Raw genomic sequence first — 17,299 nt, forward strand, 5'->3', positions numbered from 1 at the left:
CTTTCCCACACCCAATTACAAAATATTAGCCTGCAGTTCTTTATGAAACCGTTTAATAAATCCATGCAGTATCCGAGCTGTAAGCCCCCAGATAACATGCCCCTGATATTCGTAAAAATAGATATTATACCCCTTCCGCTTATACCAGTCGTGCGGATGGCGCGGCAGCAAATCAAAAGGAAAATCTGCAGTTGCGCGGTTTGCCAGTTCCATATGAGCAACGCGCGGCTCAGAAACCAATAAAAAATTCAGCGGCACCGTAAAAATCTCAGCTACCTCATCGCTGTTGCAGTCCAGCTTTACTTCGTTGGCCAGCCTGCCAACAAAAGGATGAATAATAGGTCCCATATGTGTCACCAAGTAATCCAGTTCACCGCACAATTCTATTTTGTCTTCAGTAATACCCAGCTCTTCACAGGTTTCGCGCACAGCAGTTTTGGCAAAGCTATCATCGCCGCACTCATAGCGTCCGCCCGGAAAACATACATCGCCCGGCTGCCAGCCCAAACCGGCGGCCCGTACTTCAAAAAGAACTGCCGGACCCTGCTTGGTGTCTATCAACGGCACTAAAACGGCAGCATCCCACAAACGGTCAGCTTTATCGATCCGGGCAGGACGACGGTTGAGTCGTTCTGTGATCTGTTTTATAAGTTCAGCTGTTTTTTCCATACAATAACCCCATTTCTCCTATATCCCTTCTGCGTCCACAGCAAATTTCCTGCCGCCTGTTGTGAATTATTCTTGAAATATAAAAGACGGACGGGTCTAAACCCATCCGTCAAAGAGTCTTGTCTTATTTTAATAAAGCGGTTCTTCGATGTTCGACTTTTCGCTTTTATCAACCAGATAAGCAACGGTAGCGTCACCAGTAACATTAACGCAGGTCCGCGGCATATCAAGGATACGGTCGATACCTGCGATCAGAGCGGAACCCTCAAGCGGCAAGCCGATCGCCGTCAATATCATCGTCAGCATGATAAAGCCTGCCCCCGGAACACCGGCAGTGCCGATCGAAGCCAGCGTACCAGTAAGAACAATAGTCAGATACTGCCCGGTCGTAAGATCGACCCCATAGATCTGCGCAATGAAGAGTGCGCAGACTCCCTGATAAACAGCAGTGCCATCCATATTGATCGTAGCGCCCAAAGGCAGTACAAAACTGGAAATGTCTTTCGAAACACCCAGCTTTTGGATGCATTGCATGCTGACAGGCAATGTGCCGCCGGAGGAACAGCTGGTAAACGAAAGCACCTGTGCCGGTAAAATTGCTTTGAAGAACTTGATCGGGCTGATCTTGCCGACGAATTTAAGCAGACCGCCATAAACGATGACCGCATGCAAGAAGCAGCCGAGATAAACAGCGATAACAACCTTCAAAAGCGGCAGCAGTACAGCCGGGCCGTTAGCTGCAACGACCGGAGTGATCAAACCGAAAACACCGATCGGCGCCACATTCATGATAAACCCGACGATTTTATAGCTGACCTCTGCCAGACCGTCAAAAACATTGTACAGAGCCTTGGCCCGATCACCGACTGCAGTGATGCCGATACCCATGAACAGACTGAAAACGATGATCTGCAGCATGTTGGCTTTAAGCATCGCTTCCATCGCATTAGTCGGGAAAATGTCAATAATTACCTGCATGATAGGCGGCGCGGCTTTAGCCGCAGCTTTAACGCCTTCACCAGGCATATTCACGCCGGCGCCCGGTTCTAAAACCGTACCTAAAAATATACCAAGTACAATCGCAAATGCCGTAGTTCCCAAATAATAAGCCATAGTTTTGCCGCCGATACGGCCTATCTTTTTGATATCCCCCAAACTGCAGACACCAATGACGAGAGACGAGAAAACCAAAGGAACGATGATCATTTTGATCATATTCATAAAGATAGTACCAAAAGGTCCGATCCATGTTTTGGCGAAATCTACACCTTCCGCACCCAGTTCCAGACCGGCAATGATACCAAGACCAAGACCGATCAGAATTTTTGTTGACAAATTCATCAAAATATCCCCCTTGCGCATAATAAAATATTAAAATTACGTCTACAATAATTAGGCAAAAATAATAAAAATCCTGCCTTCTTTCTTCATGTATACAGTATTTCTGCAAAATCGTTGCCCAAACCGCAGTTTTTTCAAAAAAAATATGCTAAAGTTTTTAGTTTTATCCAAAAACTTTAGCATATCCTGAAATTATTTATTATTCTCCAAACGGTATGCACAATGGTTTGTCGCACCTGAATATTCATTCAGCTTGAAAGAACCGCGCAGTGCGGCCGCTACAAATTTTTTCGCCAGTTCCACAGCTTCGCGCACGCTCAGTCCATTGGCCAGTCCCGCTGTAATCGCTGCCGAATAAGTACAGCCAGCTCCATGATTATAGCAGGGCTCGATTTTAGGAGCACTGGCAATCGTAAATTCCCTGCCGTCATAAAGCACGTCAACAGCTTCCCTGCTGTCATTGCGGGAACCGCTTTTGATTACGACATAGCCTGCTCCCAGCTCCTTGATCCGTCCGGCAGCTTCCTTGATCTCGTCCAGCGTTTCCACCTTTTCCATATCGGCAAGATAGGCTGCTTCGATCGTATTAGGCGTTACTACGTCAGCCCGCTGCATCAAAACAGTTTTGATAGCGGCGGCTGCTTCCGGTACCATGATCACATCCACACCCTTGCAGACCATGACCGGATCAATAACGACATTGCGCAACTTGAAACGGTCTATAGTACGGGCCACTAGCTCAACCAGCTCGGAACTGCCCAGCATCCCCGTTTTCATAGCATCGATACCGATACCGGCGACAATCGTTTCGATTTGTTTTTCCACAACGTCCAAACCGATCGGGAAAATTTCGTGATCCCAGTCTTTATGAGGATTTTGGGCTACGATAACGGTCAGCGCCGTCATTCCGTAAACATCCAGCTCCTGGAATGTTTTTAAATCAGCCTCCATACCTGCACCGCCGCTGGCGTCGCTGCCAGCAATGGTCATGGCTTTATGCAGCATATTCATAACTTACCTCCTGCCTGAAGCTTTACCTGGCGTAAAGCTCCCATAAAATAACCGCCAAACAGCCAGGTATTCCAAAGAACCCCGCAATCAGCGCTTTGATAACGGTGATTTTGAGTCCGAAACCCAAAAATCCACCTATAAGATTTATAAACCACAAAGCTACCGCACCACAGATACCATTCCAGATGAGACGAAACGGCAGTGAAAAACATTTTACAACGACGACTAAAATCAGTACGCCGATAATAAACGGCAGCGTTCCTTCCAGAGTACCCGAATTGAGCCCTTTTACAGCATGGTCAATGCCCTGCATGGCCGAACCGCCCAGATCGCGGACAGCACTTTCTATTTCCTGCATGCTATAGCTCCTTCTTTCTTACATTCTATGCCTGTTTTCCAAAGCACGTGATAAAGTCAGCTCGTCAGCATATTCCAAATCACCGCCAACAGGCAGGCCATGGGCAATACGGCTGATAACGATACCGACAGGCTTCAGCAGCTGCGCCAGATAGGCAGCAGTAGCCTCGCCTTCCACGTCAGAATTGGTAGCGATGATAACTTCCCTGACCGTATCACCCTGCAGACGCCGCAGCAGCTCTTTTACACGCAGATTATCAGGACCGATACCGTCAAGCGGTGACAAAACGCCGTGCAGCACATGGTAAACACCGTTATAACCGCGGCTGCGTTCCATCGCCATTACATCCTGCGGCTGTTCCACAACGCAGACTACACTGTGGTCGCGTCCTGCATTGCCGCAAACCTCACAGGTCTCGGTATCAGTAAGATTATAACAAATATCACACAAACGGATCTGCCGCTTGGCCTCCAGCAGTGTTTCTGCCAGACGGCGCACCTCTTCTTCCGGCATATCGATAATATGATACGCCAGGCGCAGAGCGGTTTTGGAACCAATACCGGGCAGGCGCCGCAGCTGTTCATGCACATTGGCCAGCGGCCGGATCATTCTGGCCATTTTCAGAACATGCCCGGCATTTTCATCCCGCCGGTCAGTTTGCCCATTTCAGCTTCAGTCATTTCGTCGATCTTGCGCATACCTTCGTTAACTGCCGCTACCAAAAGGTCTTCCAGCATTTCTACATCTTCCGGATCTACTGCGCTGGGATCGATCTTAACGCTGACAACTTCTTTTTTACCGCTGACAACTACGGTGACAGCACCGCCGCCTACTGTAGTTTCGATTGTACGCAGCTTTAATTCTTCCTGCATTTTTGCCATATCAGCCTGTAATTTCTGTACTTTTTTCATCATGCCCTGCATATTTCCCATACCACCGTTAAACATTATTGTTCCTCCTCGTAATGATGCCTTGCGGCAGAAATTTGATTTATAATTTTTGCAGTGTGCCGCCAAAAGCGTCCAGCGCAGCCTTCACAGCAGGTTCAACATCTTCCGCCGGAGGCTGTTTTGGAGCAGCTTTAGGTTTGGCAGCGGCAGGCTTGGCGGCAGTGATGCATTCCAACCGTACACTTTGCCGTGCCAGCCTCAGCAGCACTTCTTCAAAAGCTTTCTTATAATCAGGATCGTTCATCCTGACGCACATGAATTTATTTTTGAAACCAACGGTCAAAACGCCGTTTTCATACCCTGTAACATAACCGCCGGCGGCACAGGCCACCATAGACTGTTTTTTCTCATTCTTAAGGATCTCCAAAGCCTGGTTCCACAGATCTTCGCCTTCGGTCCAGTCACCGCTGTATTCCAGTGTCGTCGCAGCAGCTGCTTCCTCAGAAACAGGTTTCGGCTCTGTTTCAGCTTTTACCGCAGCAGCAGGCTCGGGTTCCGCCGCTGGTGCCTGAACGGCACTTACTGCCGGCGCTTTTTTTACCCGGGACGCTGCAGGAGCAGCAACCGCCGCTGCCTGTTTTTCTTCGGGTTCAGGCTTAATCTGAGTCCTGCTGTTTGCAGCACCCAAAGGCACACCGCTGCGTACCTGATGCTCCAGCTGCTCTACGCGGGCCATCAGTGCGGCAATAGTACTGCCCTCAATACGGCACAGATCAAACAGACATAATTCCGCAGTAATCCTGCCCCGCGCACTGAACCGCAATTCACCCATGGCCTGATGCAGACGTTCTTCAGCCGCCATCAGGCGATCACTGCCAAATAACGGAGCCAGCTCAGAAATAGCTTCTTCCGTATCCGTCAAATAAATTTCGTGGTATCCGGGCGATGCTTTATAGAGCAGCACCGCCCGCAGATACTCGGCCAGCTCTGTCAGGATCTGACGCACATCCTTGCCCTGCTCAGCCAAACGGTTCAGCAGCTGCAAAGCAGCTGACAAGTCCTGCCTGCCGATCGCACGCACCAGCTCACGCAGCGCTTCACGCCCCACGATACCTAAAACGTTCCGTACCGTTTCGGCAGTTACAGTATCGGCCATCACGCCGCACTGATCCAACAGGCTCAGCGCATCACGCATACCTCCGTCCGACTGAATCGCAATCAGTTTCAAGGCTTCGTCATCCGCTCTGATTTCGCTGCCGTCAGCAACCTCGCGCAGACGTTTGGCAATATCCTCATTAGTCACACGTTTAAAATCAAAACGCTGACAGCGGGAATGGATCGTTGCCGGTATCTTATGCGGCTCTGTCGTCGCCAAAATAAACACGATATGCGCCGGCGGCTCTTCCAACGTTTTCAGCAGCGCGTTAAAAGCTTCTGTCGTCAGCATATGCACTTCATCGATAATATATACTTTATAACGCCCGTTGACAGGCGCAAACATGACTTTTTCACGCAGGTCACGGATCTCATCGATACCGCGGTTAGAGGCAGCGTCGATCTCAAACACATCCATACTGCTGCCGTCATTGATCCGCTGGCAGTTGGCGCACTCGTTACAGGGATTAGCAGTAGGCCCCTGCTCGCAATTCAGAGCTTTCGCCAGAATCTTCGCCGTACTGGTCTTGCCTGTACCTCTTGGACCGGCAAATAAATACGCATGCGCAATCCGTCCTGTCGTCAAAGCATTGCTCAATGCGATCCTCACTGCGTCCTGACCTACAAGGGCATCGAAGCCCTGCGGCCGCCAGCGCCGGTATAGTGCTACATAAGCCATTTTCTGCCTCCTTTCCCATCATTAAGCCTCTGAGTTTCTTATCTATTTATTATATAAAATTTACGGATATAAGTACATATCCAATTTTGTGAAAAATTAAGGGACACTTTTGCATCAATAATATAAAAATACAAAAAACCGGCTGTCATAAACAGCCGGTTTAATCTCAGTTGTTTCCCTGTAGGGCCACAGACGCAGGCACCCCTGCGGCACATAAGAGGATCCGCTTAGTGCTGCTTCCTTCCGGACCTGACACGGTTCACAGACTCCTATTGCGCAGGACCCGCCGCCTGCGGTCCTACAGAAAAACAAAAAGCCGCTGACCGCGGCAAACTTTTTTTAAGTGGCGGAGAGAGAGGGATTCGAACCCTCGGTACGGTTTCCCGTACACACGCTTTCCAGGCGTGCACCTTCAACCGCTCGGTCATCTCTCCAGGTTGAAAAAATCAGGGATTATGCTATTGTTTACCGCTTAAAAATAAACTTGCGGCTGGCTTAATCCAGCCGCAAGTAACAGTATACTGATTTCCGGAAGATATGTCAAGAGTTTCCATCAAGATTATGTAAAATTTTTTTCACTTCTCTATTAATCATTACTTACTTCATCAGCAGGCAGCAGCAGCAGTGAGCGCTCGGAATTAAGCGTAACGTTCTGAGCTGTTGCCCCCATTACCAGGCCTTTGACCAGGCCGGCACCGGTTTTAGTCATCGCGATCATCGACACATTTTCTTCTTCCGCCCAGCGGCAGATTTTTTTAGACGCCGCCCCTTTATCGACCAGATAAGAAGCCTTGATCCCAAAAAGTTTCATCTCGGCCACCAGTTCTTCCATCCGCGATTCGGCATTCAGCAGCTTGCTCTCAAGATCGCTCTGATTGCGGCTGCGTTCCACTACATGTACGAACACCACTTCCGCTACATGCTCACGCAGGCTGCGGATCAAATTGAGCGCCACTAAAGATTTCTTAGAAAAATCGGTCGGTATCATCAATTTACGCAACATATCATCATCGGCAATATTGTCGCTGTCACCGTCGGTTTTGGCAACAAACAATGGCCGCTTCGAAGATCTGGCAAGATCAAAGGTCGTACTGCCCAGCAAGGCACTTCTAAAAAAGCCCTTTCCATGCGAAGCCACTAAAGTCAGATCTACTTCTTTATCGTCGCCGACGCGGGTTATTTCTTCAAATACCTCGCCCCAGGGCATTTCGATACTTACTGCTTCATAACCGTTGCGCATCAGCTCGTTGGCATACCCCTGCAGCTTGCTGTAAACCTTTTTATAACTGCTACTGTAAGGATCTGCGTCCTCTTCTTCATCGAATACATAAGCTAGAATAATTTCTGTATTTGTATCGGGGCACAGACTGTACAGGCACGGCAGCAGTATTTCTGACTTAGGCGTAAGATCCATTGCTAACAAAACTCTTGTAAACATGTCGTTCATTGCTCCTCTTTATCTAAAAATAGCTTGCGTCGACAACGCCGGCAGTTCCTGCCGACAATCTTTTTTCATCCTATTTAAATAGTTATATTTCGCCATTTATAAAAAAAATCCTGCCTTATTATTGTAAGTTGACTTTGAACAGGTTAAAATATATACAGAAATTTGAATTTATACAAAAGGAGCTAATGCGATGTTAAAGCAAAAAATCGACACAGCCGCACTCTTTGCTCAGAAAAAAACAGAAGTTCAAAGCAGCGCGCGCACTTTGCTGATACTTGACGGCCAGGAAAACGCCTATATTTCTGCCGATGAACTTACAGAAGAGCTTTTAGCAATTCCGGAAGAAGGTGCTATCTGGCTTGATATGTCATTATTCGGTTCGCACGATCAGGTAATGACCGTCGCCCGCTCCTTCAAACTGAGTCCCGCTACTCAAAACATTTTAGAAAATAAAAAACAGCAGCCGCGTTTATTCCGCGACGGCAACAACAGAATTCTCATCTGCCGCCACCTGCAGCTAAACGAAAGCGGCAATGCCGTTTATAATAATATTTGTTTCGCCGCCAGCGCCAACAGACTGCTTTCTCTGCAGCATGGCCGCTGTGACCGTTTAAAAAATGCGCGTACGCTGGTAACAACCCTGCAGAAGCCTAATAATACGATCCCGCAGGCTTTGACCCTGATTTTAGGCAAGATCCTTGACGACAACTGCGAGGTCATCAATTATCTGGAAGAACGGCTGCAGCTTCTGTCTGCAGCTTACAGCGAACAGGATGAACATCCAGATCCCAAAGAACTGCTGCGTCTGCGCCGCAGCCTGGTCACTGCCAAACAGGCGGTCTATCCGATGCGCCGCATCGTCAGCCGCGCCTTGCGTCAGGACCCGCCTTTAGTTATCGGCAGCGATAATGCCCCCGAACTTTTGACGATCAAACTGGAAGGTGCCGTACTTACCTTATCGGTCGCCGAAGAATTACTGACTTCTCTGGAGCGGCTCTGCGTCAATGCCGCTGCTGAACGCAGCGCTGATATTCAGGCTACGCTGACTACAGTGGCAGTCATTTTCCTGCCGCTGATTTGTATCAGCAGTATTTTTGCCATGAATTTCCAGTATATGCCGGAACTGAAATCCCAATGGGGCTATCCGCTCTGCCTTGGCGTTATGGCATTGATTGCTATCTTTACGCTTAAAAAATTACAACGTAAAAAATGGTATTAATATTTCAAAATTATATTGAACCTCAAATACGCAAAAACCATCTGTACTTAAAGTACAGATGGTTTTATTAGTTTTCAGGCGTTGAATACCTTACCCGGGTTAAGAATATTTTTAGGATCAAGCGCACGCTTGATTTCTTTCATCATTTTCATTTCTACCGGCTCCGTATATTTTTCCATGGCTTCGACCTTCTTAGCTCCGATGCCATGCTCGCCGGAAAGACGACCGCCCAGACTGTAAACATAAGGATAAGCTTCAGCATGGAAACGGCTTACTTCATCTTCCCACTGCTCGTCGCTCATCTCGCCTTTCAAAATCTGGAAATGCAGATTGCCGTCTCCGGCATGAGCCAGCGTAAAGAGTTTAAAGTTGTAATTTTCCGCAACCTTGGTCAGATGGCGGATACAGTTAGCGATTTGATCGACTGGTACGACAAGATCATCAGAAGTGCTGACCAGACTCAAAACGCGCGTAGATTCCAGACAGTTGCGACGGAGCTTCCACACACGGTCATCAGCCTCTAAAACATCAGTAGCGCCGCTGGCACTGCAGATCTCGTCCAGCTGTTCCATTTTGCTTTCCAGCTCATCTTCATTAAAGGTCTCTACCGTCACAATAACATAAAAACCGTCTTCATAATGAGGCAGCTTCAATTCACAGTAATCGCTGGAGCTGCGTACAAACGCATTATCCATAAACTCCACGCTCGTCGGATTCAACCCCGCTTTGATCAGGTTCGGCACCAAACCGACAGCTTTATCCAAATCGGTAAAGATCGCCAGCAGATCCAGTTTATACGGACACAGAGGCAGCAGCTTTAAAGTGGCTTTAGTAATAATGCCTAAAGTACCTTCACTGCCCATGATCAGCTGTTCCAGGCAATAGCCCGTCGATTTTTTCTTCAGCCGTGCACCCACATTAACGATATCGCCGGTAGGCGTAACTGCTTCAATCGCATAGACCTGATCGCGGGTAGTGCCGTAACGTACAGCCTTATTACCGCCTGCATTAGTGGCAATATTACCGCCGATCAGACAGCTGTCGGCGCTGCAGGGGTCGCCTGCATAGAGGAAGCCGGCCGCATTGGCTTTTTCCTGAATTTCTACTGTACGCGCACCAGCCTCGACAACCATATACATACCTTCAGTATTCAGATCTTCGATTTTGTCCATTCGTTCCAACAGCAGAACGATACCGCCATAAACAGGGATCGCCCCGCAGGAAACACTGGTCCCTGCACTGCGGGGTGTTACCGGCACATTATATTGATTGGCGATTTTCATGACCGCCGCAACTTCTTCTGTGCTGCCAGGCCAAACTACGACCTCCGGCAGATGATGATAACGGGGATCAGTTTCCTCGTCAGTTTTGTACTTTTCAAGGGTTTCGGCATCGGTCCTTACATACTCCGCGCCCAAAGCCGTTTGCAGAGCTGCTACCACTTCTGCGCTGACCGGTTCGTATTTACTCATAACTTCCATTCCTTTCTACTGTCCTACAAAATAAGATTTTATCTTTTCCGCAGCATACTGCCGCTGCAGTTCAATAACTTACAGATCAAAGATCTTGCCCGGGTTCAAAATCAGCTGCGGGTCCATCGCCGCCTTGATCGTGCGCATGATCGCCAGCTCACCGGCCGGGGTATATGTTTCCATTTCTCTGAGTTTTTTTGCGCCGATACCATGCTCGCCGGCCAGACGCCCGCCGATGCTGTAAGCATAAGTATAAACCTCTTTATGGAAAGCTTCCACTTTGTTTTCCCATTCTTCATCGCTCAATTCGCATTTGCATAAAACGATATGCAGATTCCCGTCGCCGATATGCGCGTTGATTTTGACCGGGAAAGGATATTTTTCGCCTATTTTCATAATAAACTTGATCGTACCGGCGATCTCATTAACAGGAACTACCACGTCGTCCGTCAGGGAAACCAGACTGATCAGACGTACAGACTCCTGACAGTTGCGGCGCATATCCCAAATACGTTCATCGGCTTCCAGCACATCGACAGCGCCGGCAGCACTGCACAACTCATCCAGCTGCTCCATTTTCAGATCCAGCTCGTCCTCGCTGAAAGTCTCCACTGTGATGATAACATAAATGCCGTTCTCATAATGAGGGGCTCCCTTAAACTCCAGATAGTCGGCCGTACCGCGCACATAGGAATTATCCATATACTCCACACTGGTCGGATTAATGCCGGCCTGCATGATTTTCGGCACTACGTCCAAGGCCTGCTCCGGATCGCCGAACACAGCCAGCAGATCAAATCTGTAAGGCGGGATCGGCTGCAGCTTAAGCGTCGCCTTAGTGATAATGCCCAGCGTACCCTCACTGCCCATGATCAGCTGTTCCATGCAGTACCCGGTCGATTTTTTCTTTAAACGTGCTCCCAGCTCTACAATCTCACCGGTCGGTGTTACGACCTCGACAGCGTAAACCTGGTCACGGGTCACACCGTAACGCACCGCTTTATTGCCGCCGGCATTAGTGGCGATGTTACCGCCGATCAGACAGCTTTCAGCGCTGCAGGGGTCGCCTGCATACAGAAAACCAGCCTCATTGGCATATTTTTGAATATCGACAGTACGCACACCGGCTTCAACCTCCATATACATGCCTTCGGCATTCAGCTCGATGATCTTGTTCAACCGTTCCATTAAAAGGACAATCCCGCCGCATACAGGAATAGCGCCGCCAGCCAGACTGGTGCCGCCGCTGCGGACAGTGACCGGCACATCATATGTATTGGCCAGCTTGATAACAGCCGCGATCTCCTGCGCGTCCTTCGGCAGAACAACCGCCTCCGGCAGATGGAACTTGCGCGGATCAGTTTCTTCGTCAGTCTGATACTGCTCTAATTTTTCAGGCTCGGTCAAAACGTATTCAGCGCCGACGATAGTCTTTAAAGCGTCCAGCACTGCTTCCGTTACGGGAGCGTAAGTTTTCATATTTCATCTTTCCTTTCCTTCTGTACTGCCAGCTCGGCAGGCGTAATCTCCGGGTGCTTATACCGAGTTTTCTGATCGGGTTTTAAACGTCCCAGGCTGATGGCATTCTGCGGACACCAGTGCGCACAGCCGAAGCAATGCACACACTCGCTGCCAAAAGCAGGCTTACCAGCTGCCATAGTTATATTGCCCGCGGGGCAGACCTCGGCACAAATGCCGCAGCCGACACATTTATCATCAGCGCAGCTCAGCTTACCGAACTGCTTGATCTTATCCAGCACCCACATACCGGCAGCTGTACCGCCATACTTCCACAAAAAACCACGATCCAGATGCTGATAATTATCATACTTATTTTTGATATTACGGGCGATCAGTCCCAATTCAGCCGGAGCGTTACGCAGCAGCTTCTCCTGACGTGCCTGCGGCGAAGGAAAGACGATACTGTTATCAGGCAGCGCCACCTGAGCGCCATATGATAACCGCAGCTCACGCTGCTTTAAAAGCTCTTTCCCCTGACCCAGCGCCTGTCCGGACATCGCGCCCATAGTCACTACTAAAAAGATATACTGAGGCACCATTTTCACCTGCTGCAGAAAAGCCTCCACTACAGGCGGCAGCGCCATACAATAAACAGGGCAGACGATACCGACAACTTCGTCCTGCACCTCATAAGGCGCTTTTAAATAACCGGTAATTCCTTCCAGCCGGCACTGCTCCAGTTCCTGCGCGATACTTTTAGCGGCATACAGGCTGTTACCTGTGCCACTCAAATAAAAAATCACTGCCATGAGGTTCGCCTCGCTTCTTTGATAATCCGTCAAACGGCAGATAAATAACCGCTTCCATTATATACCAAATGAAGTTGGATAGTCAAAAACGACATATGATCCAAATTTATCTGCTAATAAAAAAAGACACCCGTAAGAGCGTCTTTTCATTCCTGCTATTATCATCAACTATCCGTACCAGCTCCATTAGCTATAAAGAGCAAATACACACCTTTATTCTAACGATTTGCAAAAACATCATATTCTGTTATCGTTATTTTATCAATCATAAATCTTTTTTCAGTATCTCTGTAAAATTCAACTTTTGTTTTCTCCCATTTACCCTTCTGATAGCCATAGTAAAAGCGCCAGTGCTGCATAGCATTAGAAAGATATGATTTCTCTGCTTTGGAGGCTTCTTCTTTGGTAGGATAACTGCCTGTAAATATTTCAGTGTATCGCTCAACATCAAGTATGCCTATATAAGGGTACATGACAGAATCATTTTTTTTAACATCCAAAGAATAAACAGGTTCCAGATTCCGCACCTTGAACCAATGTCCTGAACCCTGCAGTCCATGTTTAGAGGGATCAAAATAACGTATGTGGACAGCATCTTTTTTATAGGTAGCGAGAACAGGCTGCATAATATCCTGCACATGCACTTTAAAAGAATCCACTACAACCTGTTCATCAGCTAAACAAGAAGCGCAGACCAAAAGCAATGCCATAATTAAAATCAGCAAACGTTTTGTCATTTCTCTCACCCTTTCAGCTTGATTATAAAATGCTGAAATTTTACATTAAATCAAATTTACAATGCAACTTCTTTTATTTTCTGAACTGCTGTTACAAAAAGCTCTGTCAACGCAGAGGTTTTTGCTTAGCTGTTTATATCAGAAATTACGCTGATAGCTGATACCGACAACTTTAGCATAGTTATCATGGCTGCGGGCGGTATCATAAGTATCACCCATATGTCCTTTGATACTCAACCCATCAATATCGATAAAGCCCAAGGTCATGGCAAGCGTCTGTTTTTTATCGTGGTACTGGAAGCCCAGACTGTAGGTGCGGCGCGCACCGGTCGGCACGATAAAATCGGCGCCGTCAAAAGGTATTACCGATTCATCATAAGCATAACCGCCCATGATGGTATATTTGTCACTCAGTTTATGTTCTACGCCCACAGCATAACGCCAGCCGTTGCTCCAGTTTTTCTGACTATAACTGCCAGGAACAACTCCTAAAATAGACTCATCAAAAGTAATATTCAAAGCATCATAGGTACTCCATTTGGTATAAGTGCCGTTCAGTTCTATCCTGGTCCGGTCATCGAATTTATGGTTGTAACCAATAGCCCAGCTGTCCGGCAAAGTAACTTTACCATGTGCTTTAGTAAAATGATCTCCACCTAAAGCAGCTGGTATACCATAAGCCTTAAAATCTGCATCCATAGTATGGGTCACTTTGCTGCGGTAAACCAGTCCGATCTCATTTTTAGAATCAAAAGCATAATTGGCAGCCGCATTCCAGCCCAGGGCCCAGCTTTCTCCTTTGGTTTGTGTAGCAATATCTCCTAAATATGGAGATAAATTTTTGCCATTGATATTTTTTTGCAGTTCCAGACCCACATAATTGACTTCCGCCCCCACGGCCGCACTCCACTTGTTATCAAACTTGCGGGCATAGGTCGGCGTCAGGCTGGCGCCGTTCAAGCGAGAGAAAAAGGCATTAGATGCAACTTTAGAATCCCGTTCAAATTCTGAGATCATGCCGAAACGGCTGAACAACCCTATACCAATCCAGTCTTTGTCGTTGAGCTGTTTGACATAGTAATTGCCGGGAGCCCAACCAGCATGTACGACGTTTTTACCTTCATCAATAGACACTCCCTGATCGTCATAAGCCTTATATTTGCCATGCGGGCTGATATAAACCGCACTCTGTTTAAAAGCTTCGCCCCGCACTTTGGTGATCGACGCCGGATTGTAGGCAATATTGGCGGCGTCATTCTCAGCAAACATTCGCGCTCCGCCCATGGCCACGCCTTCAGCTGACCACTCGTTTATCGCAAAGCCTTCGGCCCCAGCATCGACAGCCGGCACAGACAAAACACAGGCCAACCCTATTATCGTAAAATGTTTCTTTAAAAACAAAACAGACACCTCACAATTAACAAAATTTTCCAATATTAATAACAATATTTTAACAGCTTTTGCTTTTTATTGTGGAGAAAGTTTTAATCCAACAATTAAATTATTTTTTATAATATATTTAGCTTGCATTTTTCAACCTTTTACGTCATAATATTAGTTGAAAGTTCAACTAATATGGCGGTGAATATTATGACAAAACTGCATAATGACCTGCTGCGTGACATCGGCACGCTGGCGCGCACGATCCACTATCTTCACGATCTGCATTTTAAGGAACTGGCGCTGCAGCGGGGACAGTTTATTTTTCTGACCCGGATCTGCGAAAATACGGGTATCAATCAAAACGATTTATCGCTCTTATTAAAAGTCGATAAATCTACGACTGCCAAAGCTGTCCAAAAATTGACCGCTGCCGGTTATATAAACAGGCAGCGCAGCAGCGAAGACCAGCGGCACTGGCAGCTTTTCCCAACAGAAAAAGCTCTCCTGCTCTACGATCAAATCATCACTGAAGAAAACACCAGCCTGCAGTTGTGTTTGCAAAATTTTACAGCGTCAGAACGCAAAGAACTGAACAGGCTGTTCAAAAAAATGTGTGCCAATCTGGAAACACACTGGCAAAAAACAAAGGGTCAAAAACAAAGAATCGAGGTGCAATGATGCTGCGTTTGGCAACTATGCAGGATTTAACACGGATCATGGCTATCGTGCAGGCTACGGTCATGGAAATGCACGCTTACGGCAACTACCAGTGGGACGAGGTTTATCCAACTGAACAGGATTTTGCCTCAGACATCACCCAAGGCGATCTTTTTGTATCAGAAGCTGAAGGACAGATCTGCGGCCTGATCTGCATCAATCAGACCGAACCAGCTGTTTATGCTGATGCCGGCTGGACTTTGGCGGAAAAGGCCCTGGTCCTGCATCGCATGGCAGTTGACCCGGACCTGCGCGGCCGCGGTACCGGCTCCGAATTGCTGCAGCAGGCTGAAACGCTCGCTCTCAGCCTGGGACTGCGTTATTTAAAAACAGATACCTACGCCCTGAACGAAAAAGCTCAGCAGCTGTTTCTAAAGCACGGCTATCATTTCTGCGGTGAAATCCAGTTCCGTAAAATGGAGCACCAGTTTTACTGTTATGAAAAAGTACTGTAAAATAAAAACACACCCTTTAAAAAGGGTGTGTTTTTACTTATAAAGCAGGGTCGTCCACGCCGTTGGCCTTAAAGGCATTGGCCCTGTCGATGCAGGTGCCGCATTCGCCGCACGGCCTGTCGCCGCCTTCATAGCACGACCAGGTATATTGATAAGGAGCACCCAAATTCAGTCCCAGCTCCACTATCTGCGCTTTATTTTTATTCAGCAGCGGTGCTTCCAGATGACACAATTTACCGCTGCCTTCATAAATGGCAGTATCCATAGCCGCATAAAACTCCGGCGTACAATCCGGATAAGCCCGTCCAGCCGCATCGTCAGCATGAGCGCCATAACAGATCGCATCAGCTCCCAATGAAATGGCAATAGCGGCAGCAGCGCTGATCAAAAGGCCATTGCGAAACGGTACATAAGTCGCTACCGTACCTTCGCCATGCTCAGCCAGCTGCTGCGCGTAGCTTTTATGTTCGATGGCTTCACTGCTGGCAGCCAGCAGTGAGCAATTACTATAGGACATGATGCCGGCAATATCCTGCTCCAGTAAACGTACACCATAATAAGCCGCAACCTTACGGGCTGCTGCCATTTCCCTGCTGTGCTTCTGCCCGTAAAAAACACACAGCGCCGTGACATTTTCCGCACCGCAGACCTGCACAGCCTGCGCCAGACAGGTGGTGCTGTCGATACCGCCGCTTAATAACACTACTTTTTTCATACTGCAACCTCCGTCACAGATCGCGCCTGATGATGGCAGGCGGTAATTCTTCCCAGGGCTTGTATTGAATCGTGCTGCAAAATACATAAGCCTTATAACGGTCGGCAGCTGTTTCAGCCGCTGCCGCTTTGGCCAGATCACGCTCACCGGCTTCACTGACCGGATAATACCTGAAAGCCTCCGCAAACAGCTGTGCCGCTTTTTCGTCATCACCATTATTATGTTCATGCTCAGCTAAAAATTTATAGGCAAAATAACGGTAAGGATTGATACCGTCGTTTTCAGCTTCCAGCTCCAGCATCTTTTCCGCTTCCTGTACAGCCTGCTCTTCTTTGCCTACCTCACGCAGGATCGCCAGCCGGCGATAAAACATATCGCCGCGGGAAGCGCTGCGGAAGGGATGTTTATAAGCCCGGCTCAATGCATAGGCCTGATCCAGATAATTCAAAGCGGCATCCTCATTATGGGCCAACTTCCAAACGATTTCAGCTATATCCCGCAGGCACAGCACTTTATGTTCAGCTTCGCTGAGGCCCATTTCCGGTGCATCCTCCATATCAGGCTCCACATCAAGTATCGTTGCCAGGACATGCATCGCGGCTTCTACCTCATCCATCCAATATAAAGCGCGCCCCACCGTCGAGCGGCAGCGCCAGTCGTTATAGTTGCTGATCATACCGCGGGGGACCGGATATTCACCGCCGGCCACATGGTTCACACACGCCTGCCATTCCTGTTCGTTCATCGTCAAGTCACACTCCTTACTGATTCTTATATTATT

18 protein-coding genes, 1 tRNA gene and 1 other RNA gene are annotated in these 17,299 nt (G+C 48.0%); 3 read left to right on the forward strand and 17 right to left on the reverse strand.

Features of this window, described 5'->3' with window-relative positions; genetic code table 11:
- Positions 1-15: 15 nt before the first annotated feature.
- From PFJ30894_RS00855 to PFJ30894_RS00900, 10 genes are all read right to left on the reverse strand, one after another.
- On the reverse strand, positions 16-669 hold the full coding sequence (locus tag PFJ30894_RS00855; RefSeq protein WP_021719030.1) for an NUDIX hydrolase: 654 nt from the start codon (positions 667-669) through the stop codon (positions 16-18).
- 129 nt (positions 670-798) lie between these two features.
- On the reverse strand, positions 799-2,010 hold the full coding sequence (locus tag PFJ30894_RS00860; protein ID WP_172602481.1) for a dicarboxylate/amino acid:cation symporter: 1,212 nt from the start codon (positions 2,008-2,010) through the stop codon (positions 799-801).
- A gap of 192 nt (positions 2,011-2,202) precedes the next feature.
- Entirely contained in the window at positions 2,203-3,021 is an 819-nt protein-coding gene (gene thiD / locus PFJ30894_RS00865; RefSeq protein WP_125668789.1) for a bifunctional hydroxymethylpyrimidine kinase/phosphomethylpyrimidine kinase, read from the reverse strand.
- A 22-nt stretch (positions 3,022-3,043) separates the two neighbouring features.
- On the reverse strand, positions 3,044-3,379 hold the full coding sequence (locus PFJ30894_RS00870) for a pro-sigmaK processing inhibitor BofA family protein (protein ID WP_021719033.1): 336 nt from the start codon (positions 3,377-3,379) through the stop codon (positions 3,044-3,046).
- 18 nt (positions 3,380-3,397) lie between these two features.
- Positions 3,398-3,997: a recombination mediator RecR gene (gene recR, locus PFJ30894_RS00875; protein WP_125668790.1), complete on the reverse strand. Its 600-nt coding sequence runs from the start codon at positions 3,995-3,997 to the stop codon at positions 3,398-3,400.
- Positions 3,998-3,999: 2 nt separating this feature from the next.
- A complete protein-coding gene (locus PFJ30894_RS00880; RefSeq protein ID WP_021719035.1) occupies positions 4,000-4,326 on the reverse strand; it encodes a YbaB/EbfC family nucleoid-associated protein in 327 nt (108 codons plus the stop codon).
- A 43-nt stretch (positions 4,327-4,369) separates the two neighbouring features.
- Positions 4,370-6,103, reverse strand: a complete 1,734-nt coding sequence (gene dnaX, locus PFJ30894_RS00885; protein WP_113077478.1) for a DNA polymerase III subunit gamma/tau — start codon at positions 6,101-6,103, stop codon at positions 4,370-4,372.
- A gap of 189 nt (positions 6,104-6,292) precedes the next feature.
- Positions 6,293-6,392, reverse strand: an RNA gene (gene ffs, locus PFJ30894_RS00890) — signal recognition particle sRNA small type.
- 55 nt (positions 6,393-6,447) lie between these two features.
- Positions 6,448-6,537 (reverse strand) — tRNA-Ser (locus tag PFJ30894_RS00895).
- 152 nt (positions 6,538-6,689) lie between these two features.
- Entirely contained in the window at positions 6,690-7,550 is an 861-nt protein-coding gene (locus tag PFJ30894_RS00900; protein ID WP_125668791.1) for a universal stress protein, read from the reverse strand.
- A gap of 190 nt (positions 7,551-7,740) precedes the next feature.
- Between PFJ30894_RS00900 and PFJ30894_RS00905 the strand changes: the two genes are divergently transcribed.
- On the forward strand, positions 7,741-8,769 hold the full coding sequence (locus tag PFJ30894_RS00905; protein WP_125668792.1) for a magnesium transporter CorA family protein: 1,029 nt from the start codon (positions 7,741-7,743) through the stop codon (positions 8,767-8,769).
- 74 nt (positions 8,770-8,843) lie between these two features.
- Here PFJ30894_RS00905 and PFJ30894_RS00910 read toward each other — a convergent pair whose 3' ends face one another.
- From PFJ30894_RS00910 to PFJ30894_RS00930, 5 genes are all read right to left on the reverse strand, one after another.
- Positions 8,844-10,241 carry an FAD-binding oxidoreductase gene (locus PFJ30894_RS00910; protein WP_125668793.1) on the reverse strand — a complete coding sequence of 466 codons (1,398 nt, stop codon included), beginning with the start codon at positions 10,239-10,241 and terminating at the stop codon, positions 8,844-8,846.
- Positions 10,242-10,319: 78 nt separating this feature from the next.
- Positions 10,320-11,720 carry an FAD-binding oxidoreductase gene (locus PFJ30894_RS00915; RefSeq protein WP_125668794.1) on the reverse strand — a complete coding sequence of 467 codons (1,401 nt, stop codon included), beginning with the start codon at positions 11,718-11,720 and terminating at the stop codon, positions 10,320-10,322.
- Positions 11,717-12,511: an EFR1 family ferrodoxin gene (locus PFJ30894_RS00920; RefSeq protein ID WP_113077482.1), complete on the reverse strand. Its 795-nt coding sequence runs from the start codon at positions 12,509-12,511 to the stop codon at positions 11,717-11,719. Before PFJ30894_RS00920 ends, PFJ30894_RS00915 begins: the two co-directional genes overlap by 4 nt.
- A 218-nt stretch (positions 12,512-12,729) precedes the next feature.
- Positions 12,730-13,248 (reverse strand): hypothetical protein, encoded by a 519-nt coding sequence (locus tag PFJ30894_RS00925; RefSeq protein ID WP_125668795.1) that lies wholly within the window; start codon positions 13,246-13,248, stop codon positions 12,730-12,732.
- A 138-nt stretch (positions 13,249-13,386) separates the two neighbouring features.
- Positions 13,387-14,649, reverse strand: a complete 1,263-nt coding sequence (locus PFJ30894_RS00930) for an OmpP1/FadL family transporter (protein WP_167456994.1) — start codon at positions 14,647-14,649, stop codon at positions 13,387-13,389.
- A 189-nt stretch (positions 14,650-14,838) separates the two neighbouring features.
- Here PFJ30894_RS00930 and PFJ30894_RS00935 point away from each other — a divergent pair, with 189 nt between their 5' ends.
- Both PFJ30894_RS00935 and PFJ30894_RS00940 read left to right on the forward strand, forming a co-directional pair.
- On the forward strand, positions 14,839-15,309 hold the full coding sequence (locus PFJ30894_RS00935) for a MarR family winged helix-turn-helix transcriptional regulator (protein WP_021719045.1): 471 nt from the start codon (positions 14,839-14,841) through the stop codon (positions 15,307-15,309).
- The gene (locus tag PFJ30894_RS00940) at positions 15,306-15,803 is read left to right on the forward strand and encodes a GNAT family N-acetyltransferase (protein WP_197714959.1); all 498 of its coding nucleotides are present in this window, start codon (positions 15,306-15,308) and stop codon (positions 15,801-15,803) included. The genes PFJ30894_RS00935 and PFJ30894_RS00940 overlap by 4 nt, the downstream gene beginning before the upstream one ends.
- Before the next feature lie 37 nt (positions 15,804-15,840).
- On the opposite strand, the gene queC is transcribed toward PFJ30894_RS00940, so the two are convergent.
- Positions 15,841-16,518 carry a 7-cyano-7-deazaguanine synthase QueC gene (gene queC, locus PFJ30894_RS00945; protein ID WP_021719047.1) on the reverse strand — a complete coding sequence of 226 codons (678 nt, stop codon included), beginning with the start codon at positions 16,516-16,518 and terminating at the stop codon, positions 15,841-15,843.
- 13 nt (positions 16,519-16,531) lie between these two features.
- A complete protein-coding gene (locus PFJ30894_RS00950; protein WP_125668797.1) occupies positions 16,532-17,269 on the reverse strand; it encodes a hypothetical protein in 738 nt (245 codons plus the stop codon).
- Positions 17,270-17,299 lie beyond the last annotated feature (30 nt).

This window comes from Phascolarctobacterium faecium (assembly GCF_003945365.1).
In the GTDB taxonomy this organism is placed as follows: Bacteria; Bacillota; Negativicutes; order Acidaminococcales; family Acidaminococcaceae; genus Phascolarctobacterium; species Phascolarctobacterium faecium.